The sequence below is a fragment of the Blautia sp. AM42-2 genome (genome assembly GCF_003480245.1).
GTDB classification, from domain to species: domain Bacteria; phylum Bacillota; class Clostridia; order Lachnospirales; family Lachnospiraceae; genus Fusicatenibacter; species Fusicatenibacter saccharivorans.
Map to the genome: position 1 here is coordinate 1 of NZ_QUIM01000008.1, position 19,026 is coordinate 19,026.

At 39.3% G+C, this 19,026-nt stretch carries 22 protein-coding genes and 2 pseudogenes; 5 read left to right on the top strand and 19 right to left on the bottom strand.

Annotation, left to right across the window (positions count from 1 at the left end; genetic code table 11):
* The 7 genes and pseudogenes from tnpA to DW915_RS16115 form a co-directional block, all read right to left on the bottom strand.
* The coding region (tnpA, locus tag DW915_RS10005) for an IS200/IS605 family transposase (RefSeq protein WP_118742107.1) at window positions 1-380 on the bottom strand (380 nt) is incomplete at its 3' end.
* A 554-nt stretch (window positions 381-934) separates the two neighbouring features.
* Window positions 935-1,477, bottom strand: a complete 543-nt coding sequence (rbr, locus tag DW915_RS16455) for a rubrerythrin (RefSeq protein WP_005426680.1) — start codon at window positions 1,475-1,477, stop codon at window positions 935-937.
* Between the two features lie 18 nt (window positions 1,478-1,495).
* Window positions 1,496-2,116, bottom strand: a pseudogene (locus DW915_RS16460) (flavin reductase); the annotation flags it as partial.
* Window positions 2,109-2,516: a Fur family transcriptional regulator gene (locus DW915_RS10020; protein WP_055225693.1), complete on the bottom strand. Its 408-nt coding sequence runs from the start codon at window positions 2,514-2,516 to the stop codon at window positions 2,109-2,111. The pseudogene DW915_RS16460 and the gene DW915_RS10020, both read right to left, overlap by 8 nt.
* A 127-nt stretch (window positions 2,517-2,643) precedes the next feature.
* A complete protein-coding gene (gene yaaA, locus DW915_RS10025) occupies window positions 2,644-3,393 on the bottom strand; it encodes a peroxide stress protein YaaA (protein WP_118742065.1) in 750 nt (249 codons plus the stop codon).
* Entirely contained in the window at window positions 3,393-3,848 is a 456-nt protein-coding gene (gene bcp / locus DW915_RS10030) for a thioredoxin-dependent thiol peroxidase (protein ID WP_118742066.1), read from the bottom strand. Before bcp ends, yaaA begins: the two co-directional genes overlap by 1 nt.
* Before the next feature lie 3 nt (window positions 3,849-3,851).
* Window positions 3,852-4,061: a DUF6219 family protein gene (locus DW915_RS16115; RefSeq protein ID WP_021737557.1), complete on the bottom strand. Its 210-nt coding sequence runs from the start codon at window positions 4,059-4,061 to the stop codon at window positions 3,852-3,854.
* 437 nt (window positions 4,062-4,498) lie between these two features.
* Between DW915_RS16115 and DW915_RS10040 the strand changes: the two genes are divergently transcribed.
* From DW915_RS10040 to DW915_RS10060, 5 genes are all read left to right on the top strand, one after another.
* Window positions 4,499-5,197, top strand: a complete 699-nt coding sequence (locus DW915_RS10040; RefSeq protein WP_118742067.1) for a FadR/GntR family transcriptional regulator — start codon at window positions 4,499-4,501, stop codon at window positions 5,195-5,197.
* Window positions 5,194-6,108: a LysR family transcriptional regulator gene (locus DW915_RS10045; protein WP_118742068.1), complete on the top strand. Its 915-nt coding sequence runs from the start codon at window positions 5,194-5,196 to the stop codon at window positions 6,106-6,108. Before DW915_RS10040 ends, DW915_RS10045 begins: the two co-directional genes overlap by 4 nt.
* A gap of 183 nt (window positions 6,109-6,291) precedes the next feature.
* Window positions 6,292-7,107 carry a DUF3100 domain-containing protein gene (locus DW915_RS10050; protein WP_021925174.1) on the top strand — a complete coding sequence of 272 codons (816 nt, stop codon included), beginning with the start codon at window positions 6,292-6,294 and terminating at the stop codon, window positions 7,105-7,107.
* Complete coding sequence (locus tag DW915_RS10055) at window positions 7,108-7,569, top strand: hypothetical protein (RefSeq protein ID WP_118666920.1); 462 nt, start codon at window positions 7,108-7,110, stop codon at window positions 7,567-7,569.
* Window positions 7,570-7,598: 29 nt separating this feature from the next.
* Window positions 7,599-8,933, top strand: coding sequence for an amidohydrolase family protein (locus tag DW915_RS10060; protein ID WP_118666921.1), 1,335 nt, complete (start codon window positions 7,599-7,601; stop codon window positions 8,931-8,933).
* 97 nt (window positions 8,934-9,030) lie between these two features.
* Here the strand turns inward: DW915_RS10060 and DW915_RS10065 are convergent.
* The 12 genes and pseudogenes from DW915_RS10065 to greA form a co-directional block, all read right to left on the bottom strand.
* Window positions 9,031-9,237, bottom strand: a pseudogene (locus DW915_RS10065) (transposase); the annotation flags it as partial.
* 90 nt (window positions 9,238-9,327) lie between these two features.
* The gene (locus DW915_RS10070) at window positions 9,328-10,704 is read right to left on the bottom strand and encodes a sensor histidine kinase (protein ID WP_118742069.1); all 1,377 of its coding nucleotides are present in this window, start codon (window positions 10,702-10,704) and stop codon (window positions 9,328-9,330) included.
* Window positions 10,692-11,354 carry a response regulator transcription factor gene (locus DW915_RS10075; RefSeq protein ID WP_117890902.1) on the bottom strand — a complete coding sequence of 221 codons (663 nt, stop codon included), beginning with the start codon at window positions 11,352-11,354 and terminating at the stop codon, window positions 10,692-10,694. The genes DW915_RS10070 and DW915_RS10075 overlap by 13 nt, the downstream gene beginning before the upstream one ends.
* Before the next feature lie 14 nt (window positions 11,355-11,368).
* A complete protein-coding gene (locus tag DW915_RS10080; protein WP_055040007.1) occupies window positions 11,369-12,109 on the bottom strand; it encodes a lantibiotic immunity ABC transporter MutG family permease subunit in 741 nt (246 codons plus the stop codon).
* 1 nt (window position 12,110) lies between these two features.
* Window positions 12,111-12,842 (bottom strand): lantibiotic immunity ABC transporter MutE/EpiE family permease subunit, encoded by a 732-nt coding sequence (locus DW915_RS10085; RefSeq protein WP_004853398.1) that lies wholly within the window; start codon window positions 12,840-12,842, stop codon window positions 12,111-12,113.
* Window positions 12,835-13,548, bottom strand: a complete 714-nt coding sequence (locus DW915_RS10090; RefSeq protein ID WP_055225704.1) for a lantibiotic protection ABC transporter ATP-binding protein — start codon at window positions 13,546-13,548, stop codon at window positions 12,835-12,837. The genes DW915_RS10085 and DW915_RS10090 overlap by 8 nt, the downstream gene beginning before the upstream one ends.
* A 104-nt stretch (window positions 13,549-13,652) precedes the next feature.
* Complete coding sequence (locus DW915_RS10095; RefSeq protein WP_055040005.1) at window positions 13,653-13,841, bottom strand: hypothetical protein; 189 nt, start codon at window positions 13,839-13,841, stop codon at window positions 13,653-13,655.
* A gap of 270 nt (window positions 13,842-14,111) precedes the next feature.
* Window positions 14,112-14,714, bottom strand: a complete 603-nt coding sequence (locus DW915_RS10105; protein WP_118742070.1) for a Type 1 glutamine amidotransferase-like domain-containing protein — start codon at window positions 14,712-14,714, stop codon at window positions 14,112-14,114.
* 99 nt (window positions 14,715-14,813) lie between these two features.
* Window positions 14,814-15,542, bottom strand: coding sequence for a class I SAM-dependent methyltransferase (locus DW915_RS10110; RefSeq protein ID WP_055225707.1), 729 nt, complete (start codon window positions 15,540-15,542; stop codon window positions 14,814-14,816).
* A 35-nt stretch (window positions 15,543-15,577) separates the two neighbouring features.
* Entirely contained in the window at window positions 15,578-16,081 is a 504-nt protein-coding gene (locus DW915_RS10115) for a GNAT family N-acetyltransferase (protein WP_022461045.1), read from the bottom strand.
* Between the two features lie 226 nt (window positions 16,082-16,307).
* The gene (lysS, locus tag DW915_RS10120) at window positions 16,308-18,353 is read right to left on the bottom strand and encodes a lysine--tRNA ligase (RefSeq protein ID WP_118742071.1); all 2,046 of its coding nucleotides are present in this window, start codon (window positions 18,351-18,353) and stop codon (window positions 16,308-16,310) included.
* 29 nt (window positions 18,354-18,382) lie between these two features.
* On the bottom strand, window positions 18,383-18,865 hold the full coding sequence (greA, locus tag DW915_RS10125; protein WP_022461080.1) for a transcription elongation factor GreA: 483 nt from the start codon (window positions 18,863-18,865) through the stop codon (window positions 18,383-18,385).
* Window positions 18,866-19,026 lie beyond the last annotated feature (161 nt).

Genomic DNA, 19,026 nt, shown 5'->3' on the forward strand with positions numbered 1-19,026 from the left:
TCGATATACTGTTTTACTGCTTCCAGCGGGGCACCGCCAACGGTAGATACAAAATAGCTGTTTGTCCAGAGCGTCGGCATTTTCGTTTTGAGATGGGGAAATTCCTGTCTTAAAATTCTGGACGTATAGCCTTTGAACGATTTTACAGCTTTGTGGATTCCAAACTGAGGATCTACTTCCAGCAGCATATGAACATGATCCGGCATGATCTCCATTTCCAGAATGTCTACAGAAAGATTTGCAGCATACTCTGTGAGCAGCTCCTTCAGCCGGACATCTACACCGTTCGTTAATACTTTTCGTCTATATTTGGGGCACCATACTACATGGTATTTACAGGAATAGACGACATTATTGTTTGATTTATATGTTGTGTTCATGTTTGTATTATACAATGTTTTATCAATTAACACAATTGTTATTTTGTCCATCTTCAATTACTTGCGTAAATTCGATGGACGCGTCTTATATCCCCATAGCTGAAGCAAGGGGTTTTACGACGCATTGGATAAGCAAATTTTCCACTCATCGAGTGGAAATTTTACAATACCTAAACTACTTCTTGAATTTATATTTTCCTTTTCCGTGACCGGATACTGGTTCAATAATATCTGCCTGCACCAAATTGGAAAGATGTTTTGAAGCACCTGATGATCATTGTTTTCATCAGATTATTATCGCTTGTAAAAGAAGATTTATAATCTACAATCTTTGCAAAAAAATCTGCGACATTTTTACACGTTTTCCAATCAAAAACCTGTTTTTGTCTTGGGATAATCTCCCATAGCTTCATTTCAAAAGAATTATCACTTAATCTCTGTAAACAAGCCACTCTGCATCAGAGCAAATACCGATGCAGAACCAACAAAGCCACAGCCTATCATTACTGCTTCTTTGAATTAATCACTTTCTTCTTCGTAATAATCTCATCTCCTTAATAATTCTCTTCATGTACTTCAAAATAGCTCTGTGGATGATTACATACCGGACATACTTCAGGCGCCTTAGTTCCTACCACAATATGTCCGCAGTTACGGCATTCCCATACCTTAACTTCGCTCTTTTCAAATACCTGTGAAGTTTCAATATTCTTAAGAAGTGCACGATATCTTTCCTCATGGTGCTTCTCAATCTCACCTACTGCCCTGAATTTTGCTGCAAGCTCAGGGAATCCTTCTTCCTCAGCTGTTTTAGCAAAGCCATCATACATATCTGTCCACTCATAATTTTCGCCTTCTGCCGCTGCCACCAGGTTTTCCTTTGTATCACCAATTCCTGCTAATTCCTTGAACCACATCTTTGCATGTTCTTTCTCATTATCTGCAGTCTTTAAAAACAATGCTGACATCTGCTCGTAACCTTCCTTTTTCGCTACAGAAGCAAAATAGGTATACTTATTTCTTGCCTGTGATTCCCCCGCAAATGCCTCCTGTAAATTCTTCTCTGTCTGTGTTCCTGCATATTTGTTTGCTGCCATCTCTTTTACCTCCGTTTTCTTTACTACTTTTTCAAAATCTGATGCCGGGTGCTTGCACAAAGGACATATAAAGTCATCTGGTAATTCCTCGCCTACATATTCATATCCGCAAATTCTGCAACGCCATATTGTCTGACTGTCCTCTGTTTTTCCAACCTCCTGTGGCTTAGGCTTAATATTATTCTGATAATAATCATATGTTACTGAAGGAACATTGCTTAAAACTTCCATATCGGTTATCTCACCGATAAACATCGTATGTGAACCCAAGTCCTCTGTTTTAGTAACTGTCACAGAAATGTATGCATTTGTACCTTCTGTAATATAATAAATACCATTTGTGCCCCTGGCACACTGCTCAAAGGCTTCAAACTTATTGGTATCTCTTCCTGATTGGAAGCCAAAATGTTTGAACAATTCAAATTGTGCCTTCTGACTTAAGACTGATACAGTAAATTTTCCGGTTCTTTGAATCATATCATGCGTATAATTTGCCTTATTTACACAGATACTTAACTGGTTTGGTTCCGAAGCTGCCTGAATGGCTGTATTAATGATGCATCCGTTATCTTTTTCTGCTTCTTTAGCGGTTAATATAAACAGTCCATAACTCAACTTATACATTGCTTTCCTATCCATGCTGTTCCTCCTTTACCTTCTCCCTGCATTTCGGGCAAATGCCTTTAAATGAAATATCATAATCCACAAATTCAATTCCATGAGTGTTATGAATTCTTTCCAGTAAATCCGGTATTTGATCCATATCCACATCAAAAATTTCACCGCACTTTATACATCTTACATGGTAATGATTTTTCAATGTAAAATCAAATCGGTTCGGTCCATTCGGAACTTCAACCTTTCTTAATGCACCTTCCTCTACCAATATATCAAGATTTCTATATACAGTTCCTTTTCCAATTGTTGGATATGCTTCTTTTATAAATTCATACACTTCATTTGCCGTAACGTGTCTTCTCATTTCGTATACGGTATTTCTTACGAGATCTTTTTGAATGGTATTTCTCCTACTTGTCATTCGTCCTCATTATTAGGATTAGTTCTTAATAAGTACTATATACCACTATTATCCTGTCGTCAATAAAAATAGTAATAATTCTCATTATTACAAAAGCTGTCAAACTGAGCATCTTTTACCTGAATAACTATTTTATTTTGCGTTCAAATACATATTCTGAATCTGAAGATAAATCAGACCTAAATGAATATCCGAGTCTGTCAAATTTCTGAATCTCCACCGGATTTTCAATATTATTTTCCGCTATGAATCTGACCATTTCACCACGAGCCATCTTGGCATAGGTACCTTTTGTTACCAATTTATCTCCGGATAACTCACAAAATACAATCGTAATATATCTGTCCTGTGATGTCAGATACTTTTCTATACATTTTGAGTATTCTTTTGATGCAAGATTAATGATAATCCTGCTGTCATCAATTACTGAGCGGTATAACAATTCTCCCCAGTACTCATACAGATTTTTTGCATCTCCAATTCCAACCTTTGCCTGCATTTCAAGACGATAAGGAGTCACACCATCCATTGGTTTTAAAATGCCATAAAACGCAGACAAGATTCTTAAATGATTTTGCAAATACTCAAACTGTTGGATTTCAAACACAGATGGTGCCATATATTGAAATGCAATCCCTTCATATGCTAAAACAGCCGGAGTAAGCCTGTTATAAAGATCCATATTTTCCAATCTGCTAAAGTTCTGCTCTGCAATCTTGTCATTACATTTCCAGATAGCTTTCAGTTCTTCTTTTGATTTGCTTTTCATCCAGTTTAATACTTCTGCTGTCTTATCAATATAGACAGGCAGTTCAACCGGTGCTAAGTTATCGGTATCTACAATCATCTTTTTTGCAGGTGATAAAATAATCTTCATTATGCCAATTCCTTAAGCATATTTTCAGGATCATCTGCCGCCTTGACTTTATCATTTGCCTTTATAATGATTCCCTGCTCATCAATAAGATATGTAGTTCTTACTACACCCATAGATACTTTTCCATAATTTTTCTTTTCTTTCCAGACGTCATATGCTTCAATAACTTTACGCTCCGGATCTGCTAATAGCGTAAATGCCAGTCCGTATTTTTCTTCAAATCTCTTGTGAGACGCTACAGAGTCCTTGCTTACTCCGAGAATAACAGCTCCCTTCTCAGTAAACTGTGGATAACGCTCAGAAAAGCCACATGCCTGCTTCGTACATCCTGGTGTATCATCCTTTGGATAAAAATATAAGATCACTTTTTTTCCTGCATAATCGCTTAATTTATGCATTTCTCCATTCTGATCCGGCAATTCAAAGTCCGGTGCTTTTTTTCCTAACTCTAACATTTACTATTCCTCCGCTTTTGTATTTTCCACCTGTTTTCTTGTTCTTTTATTACCTGAAATCATTTTATGTCCCGTATACATAGACATGATCATACATATAAGAGTGCTACACGCAAAATACCTATGACCTGATTTGGATCCTTTATATCCAGTATAAAAAGTTCCAATCATAGTAATTAACGCTCCGATTGACCAATACTTATGTGCTTTCATTTTATACCTCCAAATTTATTAAGCTGTTTCCAAAATAAATATCTCTGGATCATTAACAATATTATACATTCCATCCATTACTTTTGACAATCAGGGAAAGAAAAATACTCAATCCAAATACAAAAGAATGTATCACGATAATTCTTGCATTAACTTGACGCATACCTCCTTGATTCATCTGATGTTTTACCTTTCTCTTATGAATTCATCTGATCTATTTTTGTGCTTATACCCTTCTTACCCGTATTTAATGCATTTTTCCTTTAAATTTATCTGATGTATTTTTCATGTATTCTATTCATCAAAAATGCAATGCTGGAATTTTGTCTAAATTTTTGTATCTGTTTTTGTACATTTTAGCATTTTGACATTGAACCCGAAACACATTATCATAGGAAACAAGAACGATAACTATTAGAAATGGAGCAAATCATACGATGCATTTGTTATCTGAAGAAAAAAGCCTTCCTCAAAAAATATCAGAAGACATTATTGCACTTATTTTGGAAGAAAACTTACAGCCAGGAGATAAGCTGCCTAATGAAACCATTCTGTCGGAACGTCTGAATGCAGGACGAAGTTCTGTGCGCGAAGCCATGAAGCTTCTCGCTTCCCGAAATATTGTTACGATCCGTCAGGGTTCCGGTACCTATATTGCCTCCTCTCCCGGAATGGTGGAGGGCCCTCTTGGCTTTACCTTCATCGGCAACAAGCAAAAGCTGATCAACGATCTTTTGGAGGTCCGTTTTCTTCTTGAGCCATCTATTGCAGCAATGGCCGCCACACATGCTGACAAAAAAGATATCAAAAAAATCACTGCGCTTTGCGATGAGGTTGAAGAATTGTTAAGGAATCACGAAGATCATACGCAAAAGGATATCGAATTCCATACAGCTATCGCTTTAAGCAGCAAAAATGTTGTAGTTCCAAGACTGGTTCCTGTGATCAACAGCTCAATTCCTCTCTTTGTAGAAACCACCGGAGGTGCACTGCCAGAAGAAACCATCGAGACTCACCGTGAGATTGCAGATGCCATTGCAGCTCATGAGCCCCTCCGGGCACAGGATGCCATGTATCTGCATCTGGTTTATAACCGTAAGAGAATCCAGATGATTAAAAAAGGAGACCTTATATGACACTGCAGCAAATAAGATATTTTATCAGCGTAGCTGAGTCCGGCTCTATCAGTGAAGCAGCCAAGCGTTTGTTTACAGCTCAATCAAGCATTTCCAGCGCTATTAAGGAAATAGAAAACACATATGACATTACTGCATTTATAAGAGAAAGCACAGGCGTACGTCTTACCAGAAGCGGCGAAGAGCTTTTAATTGAGTTTAAGGGAATTCTAAGCCGTCTTGACTACCTGGATGAGAAATATAACGGTTCCAAAAAACGGCCTTTAGGTCTGTCCGTTTCTGCCCAGCATCACATTTGCGGCATGGCCTCTTTTATTTCTGTCATCAATAAGTTAAATGAAAGCTATGGTTCCTATCACTGTGGTTTTTATGAATGCCGTACCTCAGAAGTACTGGATCGCGTAGAACGGGGACTGGACGATTTGGGAATTATTTTTTTCACAGAGCATAGCAAAGGACAGATGATTCAGGAATTAAGAAATCGTGGTATTATTTTTAATCACATTGTTTATCAGACAGCTCATGCTTACATATGCCAAAACCATCCACTTGCCAATAGCCAGGAAATTAATATTGAAGAAATGATACAATATCCTTTTATTTCTTATGATCGTTCACCTGACACGAACCCTGCTTATACTGATCTTATCATTCCAAATTATCAGGTAAAAAAAATAATCCATGTTTCTGACCGGGCAGCTTCCTATTCTGCTATGCGTTATTGCCATGGATTTGCTATTGGAAGTGGTTACAGATCTTTTGATAGTAATTACAGCGACATTATTTCTCTGCCTGTCAAAAACGGAGTTCGCCTTGAGATAGGATGGATTTTGCGTCAAAAGCATACACTTTCTGATACCGCCAGCCGTTTTGTGGAGCTTTTAATGCAGAATGAAGCTGTTTTTATATAGATAAAGATCCGACGATTTTCTTATAAAAAAATAATGCAGTGAGAAAACACCTTTCTTGATATAGTGAAAAAAGCGATGGCTTCCCATCGCTTTTTTGTATGTTCGCAGAAACCAGCTCTCATGTTATACTTACAACGTAAATTACTACGCACCTGCGCAGAAAAAAAGGAAGGAGTTTCTTATATGGAAAAACTAAAGATTGTCATCAAAAAGTACTGGAAAATTTACCTTGCCGCTCTGGTCATTTCCGCAGTCTGTGATCTGATCGGAACCGTTAAGCTTAACATTGGCGTTGGTACACTTACTCTGTTTCCGATGGTGTTTGCCGTCATATTCGGAGGGCTTTTAGGGCCGGATATTTTTAAAGTATTCAAAACTGAGGAATGTAAAATAGGCGGAAGTCTGGTCCTTGTGGTTTTGGCACCTTTTATGGCAAAAATGGGCATTTCTTCCGGTGCAAATCTTGCAAAACTGGTTTCAGTGGGTCCTGCATTACTTCTTCAGGAATTCGGAAACCTTGGAACGATTCTTTTATCTATGCCTCTCGCATTATTGCTTGGTTTAAAGAAGGAATCTATTGGTGCATGTTACTCAATTAACCGTGATTCAAACCTTGGATTAACTACAGATATTTTTGGACCGGACGCTCCGGAAACAAAAGGAACCTTTGCAGTTTATATCGTAGGTTCTGTAATCGGAACAGTATTTATCAGCATTCTTGCAAGCGTTGTAGCTTCCTGGAATATTTTCGATCCTATTGCTCTTGGTATGGCCAGTGGAGTAGGAAGTGGATCCATGATGACTGCTGCTGCCGGAACATTAGGTGAAATATACCCACAGCAGGCAGAAAATATTATGATTATGGGTGGTGCCAGTGATATGCTGACCGGTATTACCGGAATTTACATGGGTACTTTCGTAGGCCTTCCTCTTGCAAAAAAATTATACGCAATTTTAGAGCCTAAGATTGGACGCAAAAATAATCAGGAGGTTAAATAAATGGTCAGAAAATACTTCGTACAGCAGCTTGGACTGCTTCTCATGGTGTCTGTGATTATAATACTTACAAATGTAATTGGTTACAAAATGCCTGTAAAAGATTCCATTATTGGAGTTCTTTTACTGAGTGCTATTTCTCTTATCGGTCTTACTATAAGTAAATTTATGAGCCGATTTGTTAAGCTTCCTTCTATGATGTATGTATCCCTTCTCGGGCTGCTTCTTGCATGTCCTGTTTCTCCGGTAAAAGATATCGTAGTTGGAACTACAACTCCTGTTGCATTTTTAGCTCCGGCTACAGCACTTGGTGCATTTGCCGGTATTTCTCTTGGAAAAGATTTAAAGGATTTTGCAAAAATGGGATGGAAGCTGGTATTGATCACTTTATTTGTAATTACCGGAACCTTTATATTCTCCGCTCTTGTTGCAGACATTGTTTTGAAAATGACAGGAGCCATTTAACAATCATATGAGATGAAATGAGGTAAATTATGGAAAACTATGATATTTTAATCAAAAATTGTCAGGTTCTGAATCCTGATATGAGCGTTTCATCCACCTGTTCAGTAGGAATTAAAGACACTTGGATTAAAAAAATCGGTTCAGCAGATGAATTCGTTGATAGTGTTGCCACAGAAACACTTGATGGAAAAGGTAAGCTTGTTATGCCAGGTTTAATAGACGGTCATACACATACCTGTCAGCAGCTGTTAAGAGGTCGTGTTGCTGATGAATATCCTATGGTTTGGACTCGTTTCCTAGTTCCCTTTGAAAGCAATCTTCTCCCGGAAGATTCTTACGTCAGCGGACAGTTAGCCTGTCTGGAAATGATCAAAAACGGAACTACTGCTTTTGCTGATTCCGGCGGTGTACATATGGAGCGTGTAGCTGATGCAGTTATAGAATCCGGCATGAGAGCCGCAATAGCGAAATCCACAATGGATATGGGCAATGCTATTACAGGCGCAATGAAGGAAACTGCATCTGAAGCTATAGACCATACAAAAGAGCTGTATAAGAACTATCAGGGAGCCGGCGATGGCCGTGTGGATATCTGGTTTGCTATTCGTCAGGTAATGACCTGCTCCAGAGATCTCATCACCATGGTAGGTGAATGTGCCAAAGAACTTCATACAGGCATCCATGCACATTTATGTGAGCATAAAGATGAAGTTAGCTTTTGCCTGCAAAATTATCAAAAACGTCCTGCTGAATTTTTAGATGAAATGGGAATTTTGGGTCCAAATCTTCTGACCGCACATAATGTTATGCTGTCAGACCATGATATTGCATTGATGGCAGAACGAGGAGTAAAAATGATCCATTGTCCAAGAGCCAACCTGGCAAATCATGGCTTCCCGAAGGCTCCTCAGATTCTGGAAGCTGGTGCAAGTGTAGGTTTGGGTTGTGATGGAGCTGCTCCTTCCAACCTGGATATTTTCGATGAGATGAAGGTTCTGCGTTATTCTATGCTGGCTTATTGGGGACTTCCTTCTTTTAATCCAGTAGTTATGACCTGCCCGACTCTTTTGAAAATGGCTTCTCAGGGAGGAGCAAATGCTATCGGACATGGCGATATTCTGGGATCTGTAAAAGAAGGAAAGAAAGCTGATCTGATTCTTTTAAATATTGATCAGCCGCATATTACACCAACTCAGAATCTTGTAAATACTATTGTAGATGCTGCAAATGGACATGATGTAATCGATTCCATCATCAATGGAAAGCTTGTTATGAAAAATCGTGAGGTACTTACATTAGATGAAGAGCGAATTCGCTTTGAAGCTACACAGCATATGAATGAAATCATAAAGAGAGCTTATTAAAAAAAGCAAAAGACTGCTATACCAGAATTGCCGACGGAATAGAAAGGAAGCGGGAATGGTCAGCTTTGGAGCAAATCCATTCCTGCTTTTCTTTTCTCTACAGACAGTTGGTAAGCCGTTCTCCATACAAGCCAATCAACTGATTCAACACCTGATCCCAGTTCCGATATCTCTGTGTCCATTTCCTGACTACGTTTTCGCTGGCAAGATACAGCATCTTTTCCAGTGCTGTATCGCTTGGAAATACACTCTTGGTTTTTGTGACTTTCAGGTATTGACGGTTCAATCCCTCTATGATGTTACAGCAAATGTAGTAGTAACGTCTGTCAAAAGACTTTTACATATTAGATAAAAGCATGTAAAATTTCTTTTACATAGCTTAATTGCGGTCTATTTAGCTTGTTTCCTGACTACTCAGGAAAAATATTTCTACCCTCGCCCCACCTGTATTTTCAGAATTTGAAAGTTTAATACCTCCACCATATTTTTCAGCCACAGTTTTTGCAAAAAATAGTCCCATCCCATAATGGGCTTCGCCATTTCTACTTGTGTCATCCATAAAAAACTGCTCTGTGCCATGCAATAATGCTTCTTTTGTAAATCCTGATCCGCTATCCTCCACAATGAATGTCAGCCGGCCATCCTGCTCCTTTGCGTCAATATAAATGATTCCATTTTCTTTTGTATGCTCCACTGCATTCTGAATCACATTCATTACGGCTCGGAACATTGGATCATAAGCAATCGTTACCTTTTTATCACTTTGTTCCGCCTTCCAATCTATCTTCTGGTGATAGATTTCTACCAGTCCGAGTGCCTGTTCCTTTATATCTGCGAAAAAATCTTCTAACCTCACCGTTGTATAGGTAACATCACTGCAATTCCATGATTTTGTGACATCTATCAACTGTTTTACATAACTTTGTATCTGTGTTGTGCCGTTCAAAACATAAGTGATATTATTCTTCTGTTCTGTGGTCAGTTCAGTCTCTGAAAGTAGTTCTGCATTTCCCCGTACAATCGTAAGAGGTGTTTTAATATCATGCGCCAAAGCAGACATCTGTTGTTTCTTTTCCTGCTCTGTTTTCCACTGCTTTTCTAAAGATTCTCGCAATGCATCTCGCATATCATCGATTGCCGATAAACAGTCATCAAACTCTTTGATACCGGAACAGGATGTCTCATATTCCAGATTTTGATCCTTTATTTGTCTGATTGCGTCTAATACAGGCTGCATCTGCTTTTTGATTCTTTTTCCAAAACGTATGGACGGAATGATGATAATCGCTACCGCTCCAATCACAGACATAATACTCATCACATTCTGTGGTCCTATAAAATGCTCCCTCAAAAAAGCTGAATGATATTGAGGTGTCAGGCGATATTGCAATACAACATATTCATTTTCCCTTACAATTACTTTATAAAAATATTTCCCGGATGCGTTTCCGTACTTTGCAACATTCCATGCTATCTGTTCGTATTGTTCTGACAGATCTCCACCTATTTTCTCTCCATTCTCTGAAAAGATTACATAATCACAAAGTGCGGGAATCATCTCAGCAGTCACTTTATCTGCACGTAGAATCGTATCATATGCTTCATTAATCTTTTGCTCTGCATAATTTGCCGGATAAATACAGCCCACACTAATCAAAAGGCACAGCAGCAGATAAGCAACAATCACCAAACCAACTAATGATCCAAGCATGACCAGTACATATCTCATAAAAATCCTGCTGAGTGCATTGCTTCTCTTTACTCTTCCCATTTATATCCAATCCCCCAGACTGTTTTTATCGGTATATAATCATAATCCGCAAATTTTGCTCTTATATTTTTGATATGCGTGATTATAGTACTGTCATTACTCTCATTGTCAAAGCCAAAGACCGCTTCCAATATCTGTTCCTTCGAGAAAACCTGTCCTCTGTTTTTAGCCAGAAATTCACAGATTTCGTACTCTGCTTTCGTAAACGGAAGTTCTTTATCATCCATCAACAGTTTCTTTTGAGACATCTGAATGCAGACTCTCCCTAAAACCATCCTGACAGAATGTTCCCTGTGCTCTCTTCTAAGATGTGCATTGATCCTTGCCCGAAGTTCCATCACTCCAAATGGCTTTGAAATATAATCATCTGCTCCTAAAGAAAGTCCGTTTACCAGACTGTTTTCCTCCGTTTTTGCCGTAAGAAACAAAATCGGACAATCCACAAGTATCCTAATTCTTTTGCATAATTCGAAGCCATCAATTCCAGGCATCATAATGTCCAGTAAAATCAGGTCATAACGATGTAATTCTTCCATATTAATTTTTAGTGGATTACTTACTTTGGTAACCAGATGTCCATCCTTATTCAAAATGCTTTCTATCATTTCCAAAATTGCCGGTTCATCATCAACTGCCAGTATTTTTGCCATAGTTTCCCTCGATTCTATTCCGATATTCTGTTTCCTTCCCAGTGGTTTACCCACCAAAAATAGTATACCATACTAATCCCTGTAAATATTAAGCAACCTGGTATGAATGACAACCATTCACCTACACTAGTTTCTCCCAATACAGATTGCAGATAAGTATATGGTACTCTACCCGTCCAGCAGACAAATACATATTTCCACACATAATCTCCAAGTCCGGTAAGCATCAATGCACTAATTAGTCCTGATATAATCCCTGCTCCAATGGATACCCCTTTTCCAAACTGAAAAGCCAGAATCAGCTGCCACAGATAAAGCGGAACACTGCTTCCCCACAGCAGCAATGCTGCAAATATACATCCTTTCATGATTTCGATATCGCTTGATGCGATTCTTCCAAATCCAATTCCGAATATGATTGCTGTCAATAGGATAGAGCACAGACACAAAACCAGTAGCATCAACAGTTTCGATAAAAATGCTGCAGGTTTATCCGGTAAAGACAACAGGTTTTGAAAATTACCTGCATTTTGTTCTTGTTCCATCACACTTGCTGTAAAAATTCCAATAAGTACCGGAAGTCCTGCTCCTATTGCCTGATAAAATGCAATCACTTTCATATTTTCATTCCATGGTGAAAAAAAGTAATATATTAAAAATATAACGCTGGTTATAATCGGAATCAGTAAGTGTGCCAGAATCACAGATGTTCCTTTCATCTTTCGCAAGTCTGCATTAAGAGATCTTCCAATCATCTTATTTCACCTCTCTTCTCTCAAACCATTTCAAAAACAGAACCGTTACAAAAACAAACCAGATGATTGAGAGACACATTCCCGGAACAATGACTCCCGTATCCAAAAGAGGATTCCCTGCTTCTGCGGCAAGTCCATTTGGTAAAACATGAAGCAACGGGCACATCATTCGCATAGGGATTGCAGAAACAAGTACATACCAGATTCTGGTTTGTGATATTACCACACCGCTGACGGTAATAAACAGGCAGACGAACAGGTTTACAATCATTCCAAATCGTTCACTTAAAAATAAAGCTACCGGAATCTCCCATAACTCAGAAACCGTCAGAAACAATACTGCAATCAACGCTCCTCCAACTGGAACATGTGTCGTTAGAAGAAAGCCTCCAAGCGTTGCTCCTGCAAACACAATCACATTAGAAAACAAAATCATGTACCCAATATAAATAATTTTCCCCAGCAACAATTTTCTTCTATCTGTGGGAATAGTCATTAAATGATAGTATTTTATCTTTTTCTCCTGCGCCACAGAAAGATAACAAAATAGAGCAATCATCCCCGGCAGCAAAAGTGTATACCACCAGTTCCAAACACTTTCTGCATAAGCATTTGTCATCCCAAGAGTAAATATAAATGCCATGACAAATGTAAGAAGAGGAAATCCCCAGATAAACTTTTTTCGCATGGTTCTTTTGGCTTTTTGATGTTCTGCTTTTATAATATTAACCATGGATTTCACCTGCTTTCTGGTTTTTTCTTACCACATTCATAAACAAATCTTCAAGATTATCTCCCTGCTTTAATGCTCCTTCGTATCCTAAGATTCCACCTGAAATAATCCCGACTTTATCTGCAAGTAACTGTACCTCTGAGAGAATATGACTGGAGAGAATTACAGTGATTCCCTGTTCCGGAAAAGACCGGATCAGCTCTCGTAATTCCTCGATTCCTATTGGATCTAATCCATTCGTAGGTTCATCCAATATCAAAAGTTCCGGTTCTCCAAGCAATGCCATTGCAATGCCTAGTCTTTGCTTCATTCCCAAAGAAAACTGTCCTGCTTTCTTCTTTCCGGTGTTTGTAAGTGATACAATCTGCAAGACCTCATCAATTCTGTTTTCATCTGTACCAAGCAATAATTGTCTTACCTTCAAATTCTCTCTGGCGGAAAGATTTTCATAAATAGGCGGATTCTCAATTAACGCTCCTATTTTTGATAAATCTTTCCTATCCCAAAGTTTTCCATCAAAGTAAATCTTTCCTGCAGTTGGTTTCATCATACCAGTCAACATTTTCAATGTGGTAGATTTTCCCGCACCATTCGGTCCAAGCAGTCCATAAATCTGTTTCTTTTCTATATTAAGTGAAACATTATTTACCGCTTTCTGCTTTCTAAAATATTTACACAAATTTTGTGTCTGCAACATCATTTCCATCTTTACTATCCTTCCTTCCATATTTCATTTCTTACTGAAATATAACCTAACAGAAAAAAATAAAGATTTGATGAAGATTGCTAAATAATTCGTCTACTCTATTTTTATTCTCGTATGGAATAAACCATCAATTGAATATCATTATCAGAACTCGGCTTTCCACTGAAATCAGCAAAGCTGTTACAAATACGAAGTCCTAATTTACCGAATATCTCCGTGATTTCATCCAAACTATATAACCTTATAGGATTTCCTTCTTTCATTTCAGGCTTATAAAGTGCTTCTCCATACATATAGTCTACCTGCCCATCAATTCAAGTGCTTCATCTATCTTAATGATGACGAATATGGCAGAGTAATACAATCACTTATCCGTTTAAAGAACAGCCTGATAGCACAAGGCAGATATACCGACGGGGTTGACAATGTTCTCTGCAAGGTAATGTCAGCCAAGAAAAGAAAGCTCAAAATCAAATATTTCTGAATAAGAAAATAGACCGCCTACACGATGTAAGCGGTCTTTGATTATTGTAGAGTAAGTCCGACAAACTTGAATTTTCAAATTAGTCTTTACAAATAACCTTTGAACCTTCACCATCAATTACAATTCCCTGACGGTTGTTAATTGGGCATAGATTCAAATCCGAAAACTCAGTCATTATTTTCTCGGTAACTTTCTTAAATGGTGCTGTAAGATAATGCGGAAGAACATAGAAATCAATCAAATCAAGCCCTGCATCATCTTCTTGTGAGTAGTCCTCCGGCTTTTCATCCATTTGCTCGATATATTGGATGCTTGGAGCGCATATAATCGCACCTGCCGATTCACCAATCATCAGTTTTCCCTTTGCCAATTCTTTCTTCAACAGCTCATCCGTTCCCGTTTTACGGAGCTGGTCTATAAGGAAAAAAGAATTTCCGCCGGTAAAATATATCACATCCGCATCTTCAAAAACAGACTGTATCGTTGAATAAGCCTCCGTTGAAATATCAATTTCAGTTACGATTGCTCCCAACTTTTTGAATAATTTTCGAGCCGAGCCGACATAACCGGTGTAGCCTTCACGCAGCGAAGCTGTTGGAATAAATGCGACTTTTTTATTTTCAACTTCTTCCTTTATCAGACTTCCTACACTTGAAAAGTGCGAACATAAAAATAGGTTCATCAATATTCTCCTTTATAAATTGCGATTTGCAAGGAACAATTCCTTGTCCCCTACACCATAATTACTATGTATTTGCATCTACAAACTAGAAGTTGTTTATTAAACCTTTTTAACCTTAACCAACAACATCATAGGTCTACGCATTTCATTACACATTCCCGGCATACCCATCATATCTGCCGGAGGCATTGCTTCCTCAATAGCCTCAATTTGAAAACCACATTTTATAAGTGGATTCAATATCTGCGTTAATGTGTGGTGCTGTTTAATTACTCGTTGACCAAGAAAATTGGTTTCTCTTTCGCCTGGGTAATAGTAATTGTCGATTGGCCAATATTTAGGTTTCCCATTTTCATCATAAATCCAATCCTCATTAACACCTGCGGTGAAAGTCGGATGTTCAATATTGAATAGGAAATACCCACCTACTTTTAATGTGCAATACACCTTTTGATAAACATTAGCTAAATTTTCGATATAGTGCAGTACCAGGTTAGAAACAACTAGGTCATAAGTATTTTCAGGATAAATGTATTCTTCAACACCGCAAACTTTATACTTGATTTTGTCATCAGAGTTATCAGCTACTGCTTTTGCAATCATTTTTTGACTACTATCAATACCAAGAATTTCAGTAGCTCCCATTTGTGCGGCATATTTGCAATGCCAACCGTAACCACATCCTAAATCCAAAACTTTTTTTCCCTGTAATTTAGGGAATAACGGTTGCAACTGATGCCACTCTCCAGCAGCTTTCAGACCATCTTTGCTTCTTCCCATTTCCGCATATGCGGCAAAAAATTCACTATTATCGTAAATATTTCTCATTGATAATTACCTCCACAACTTCCTATTTCTCAGTTTCAAAAACTTGAAGTTGTTAATTGCAGTCTCAGAACAGCGATCAGTTCTTCGCCGTCCATTTCACCGGTTTCTTCGAAACCGAAAGAGCGATACATCTGACGGGCAACTGCATTATCGGGTTCATATGATAGCCAACAGTATTCCGCTTCTCCACAAGGCATAGATTTTATGAACTCTAATGCAAGGCTGACCGCTTCTTTTCCGTACCCTCTGTTTTGATATGCCTTATCGATCATAAGACGCCACAGATTATAGTTTCCCTTTGCAATTTCAGGTGCATCCGTCCAATAATCATCAACATCAAAACCAATCATCAGGAAGCCTACAGGCTTATCCTCATCATATATACCAAACGGGAATGCATGACCGTTTCCCGTAATTGCAGTATACGCTTCAATGATGCTGATCTCATTGGTGGCAACGAAGTTCTTCTGCGATTTCGATACCGTCAGTTTCAGGATATCCCAGACATTATTACCATTTACTTTTTCTAAATGAAGCATATATCTTTACCTCGCTAAATATCGATTTGCATTTCCATTCATTTTAGAAAATGGGCAACTCCGATTGGAATTGCCCACCCATTGCACTAATTATGCGATTTTCCCTTGCTTGCACCGATTTCTGCATCAATTGATGTAAGTTTAATGTAAATCGCTGTTTTTTTAGTTTTTTATCAAATGAAGTACGTCCCGTCTATTTGGTAAAACGGTACATCTTTACATCATCTTAATAGAGCTTAGCACCTGCTGGGATTCTGTCATTTACCATCAGAAGGTTCAGTCCCTCGTGACCATCTTCCTCGTGTACTGCTGAAATCAGCATACCCTCGGAATCAATTCCCATCATCTTTCTCGGTGGCAGGTTAACGATAGCGATTGCTGTCTTACCAACCAGTTCTTCCGGCTCGTAATACTCGTGAATACCACTTAAAATCACGCGATCCTTGCGTTCTCCGTCATCCAGTACAAACTTCAGAAGCTTCTTGGATTTCGGAACTGCTTCACACTCAAGAATCTTAACTGCACGGAAATCAGATTTTGCAAATGTATCGAAATCAACCATTTCTTCAAAGATTGGTTCAATCTTCACATTGGAGAAATCAACCTTCTCAGCTACTTTTGTCTCTGCCGGAGCTGCTGCACCAGACTGAGCTGCGTTGTTTGCTTCGTTCTTAGCAGCGCCCTGTGATTTCATTGTCGGGAAGAGCAGCACGTCTCTGATTGCCTCAGCTCCTGTCAGAAGCATACACATACGGTCAATGCCGAATCCAATACCACCGGTCGGCGGCATACCGATCTCCAATGCGTTCATGAAGTCTTCATCTGTTGTATTGGCTTCATCATCGCCCTGTGCAAGCAGTTCTTCCTGGGCTTTAAAACGTTCTCTCTGGTCGATCGGATCGTTCAGCTCAGAATAAGCATTTGCCATCTCCCAACCATTCATGAAGAACTCGAAGCGCTCTACATATTCCGGATTTTCTGGCTTTTTCTTCGTCAGCGGCGAGATCTCAACCGGGTGGTCCATAACGAACGTCGGCTGAAGCAGATGCTCCTCTACAAACTCCTCAAAGAAGAGATTCAGGATATCACCTTTTTTATGTCTCTCTTCAAACTCAATATGATGCTCTTTTGCAAGTTCTCTTGCCTGCTCCAGAGTCTCAACTTCATTCCAGTCAACGCCTGCGTATTTCTTCACTGCGTCAACCATTGTGATACGCTCGAACGGCTTACCGAGATCCATCGGGATTCCTTTGTATACGATCTGTGTCGTTCCGAGCACTTCCTGTGCGACAAAACGATACAGGTTCTCTGTCAGATCCATCATGCCGTGGTAATCTGTAAATGCCTGGTAAAGCTCCATCAGAGTGAACTCCGGGTTATGTCTTGTATCAAGACCCTCATTACGGAATACACGTCCGATCTCATATACCTTCTCGAGTCCTCCGACGATCAGTCTCTTCAGGTACAGCTCCAGGGAAATACGAAGCTTCAGATCTTCGTTCAGGGCATTGAAATGTGTCTCGAACGGTCTTGCTGCTGCTCCACCTGCGTTCTGTACAAGCATTGGAGTCTCAACTTCCATGAATCCTTCTCCGCTTAAGTACTTGCGGATCGCACTGAGAATCTTGGAACGCTTGATAAAGGTATCTTTAGACTCTGCATTCATGATCAGGTCTACATATCTCTGACGGTAACGGGTATCTACATCTGTCAGACCGTGGAACTTCTCTGGGAGGATCTGTAAGCTCTTGGAGAGGAGTGTCACCTTCTCTGCATGGATAGAAATCTCACCTGTTCTTGTTCTGAAAGCAAATCCTTCTACTCCGAAGATATCACCGATATCCGATTTTTTAAAATCAGCGTAAGACTCTGTTCCGATCGCATCTCTTGCAACGTATACCTGGATGCTTCCCTGTAAATCCTGGATATTGCAGAAAGAGGCCTTGCCCATGACTCTCTTAAACATCATACGTCCTGCAATTGCCACATGGATCGGGCTTGCGTCCATGATATTTCTTCTCTCTTCGTAATCCTTTTTAAGAGCTTCTTTCGCCTGCTCCTCATCCATTCCCTCTACGTTCGGCTCCTGGCGGTCTTTTAACAGCTCAGTCTCATGTGCCTCGTAAAGACCTTTCACCTCAAGCGAATGATGTGTCTGATCGAACTTTGTAATCTGGAACGGGTCTCTTCCGTTCTGCTGCAGTTCTGCAAGTTTCTCGCGGCGAACCTTCAGTAAGTGGTTAATGTCCTGTTCCTGTGTCTGCTGTGCCAATCTCTTCACTCCCTTTTCTTTGTATTTTATTAGATATTTCTCTGGATAGAAAGTACTTTGTACTGCATAATTCCGGCCGGTGTTTCTACATCGACAATATCATCCTTGTGCGCGCCGATCAGAGCTTTTCCTACCGGAGACTCGTTGGAAATTTTTCCTTCCAGGCTGTTTGCTTCGGTGGAGCCAACGATCTGGAACTCGATTTCCTCGTCATACTCCAGATCCAGTACGTCTACTTTACATCCGATATTGATCTTATCAGAATCTACTTCGTCCTCAACAACAACCTCTGCGTTTTTCAGGATTTTTTCGATCTCTTCAATTCTTGCCTCGATGTCACGCTGCTCATCTTTTGCTGCATCGTACTCGGCGTTCTCGGAAAGGTCTCCCTGCTCTCTTGCTTCTTTGATTTTACCGGCAATTTCTCTACGTTTGTTTACTTTGAGGTCATGAAGCTCGTCCTCCAGTTTTTTCAGGCCGGCATAGGTAAGAATCGTTTTTTTCTGTTCCATTTTATACACCCTTTCTATCGTTTCTGTATCCAGTCATATCTGATTTTATTCTGTAAACTCTCCGGAAATGCGCTGTATTTTCAGTATTCCCGGTTGAAATAAGGATAGACTCCGCCTATCCTAACAATTAAAGTAGTATAAAGGATTGCCCACGGAATGTC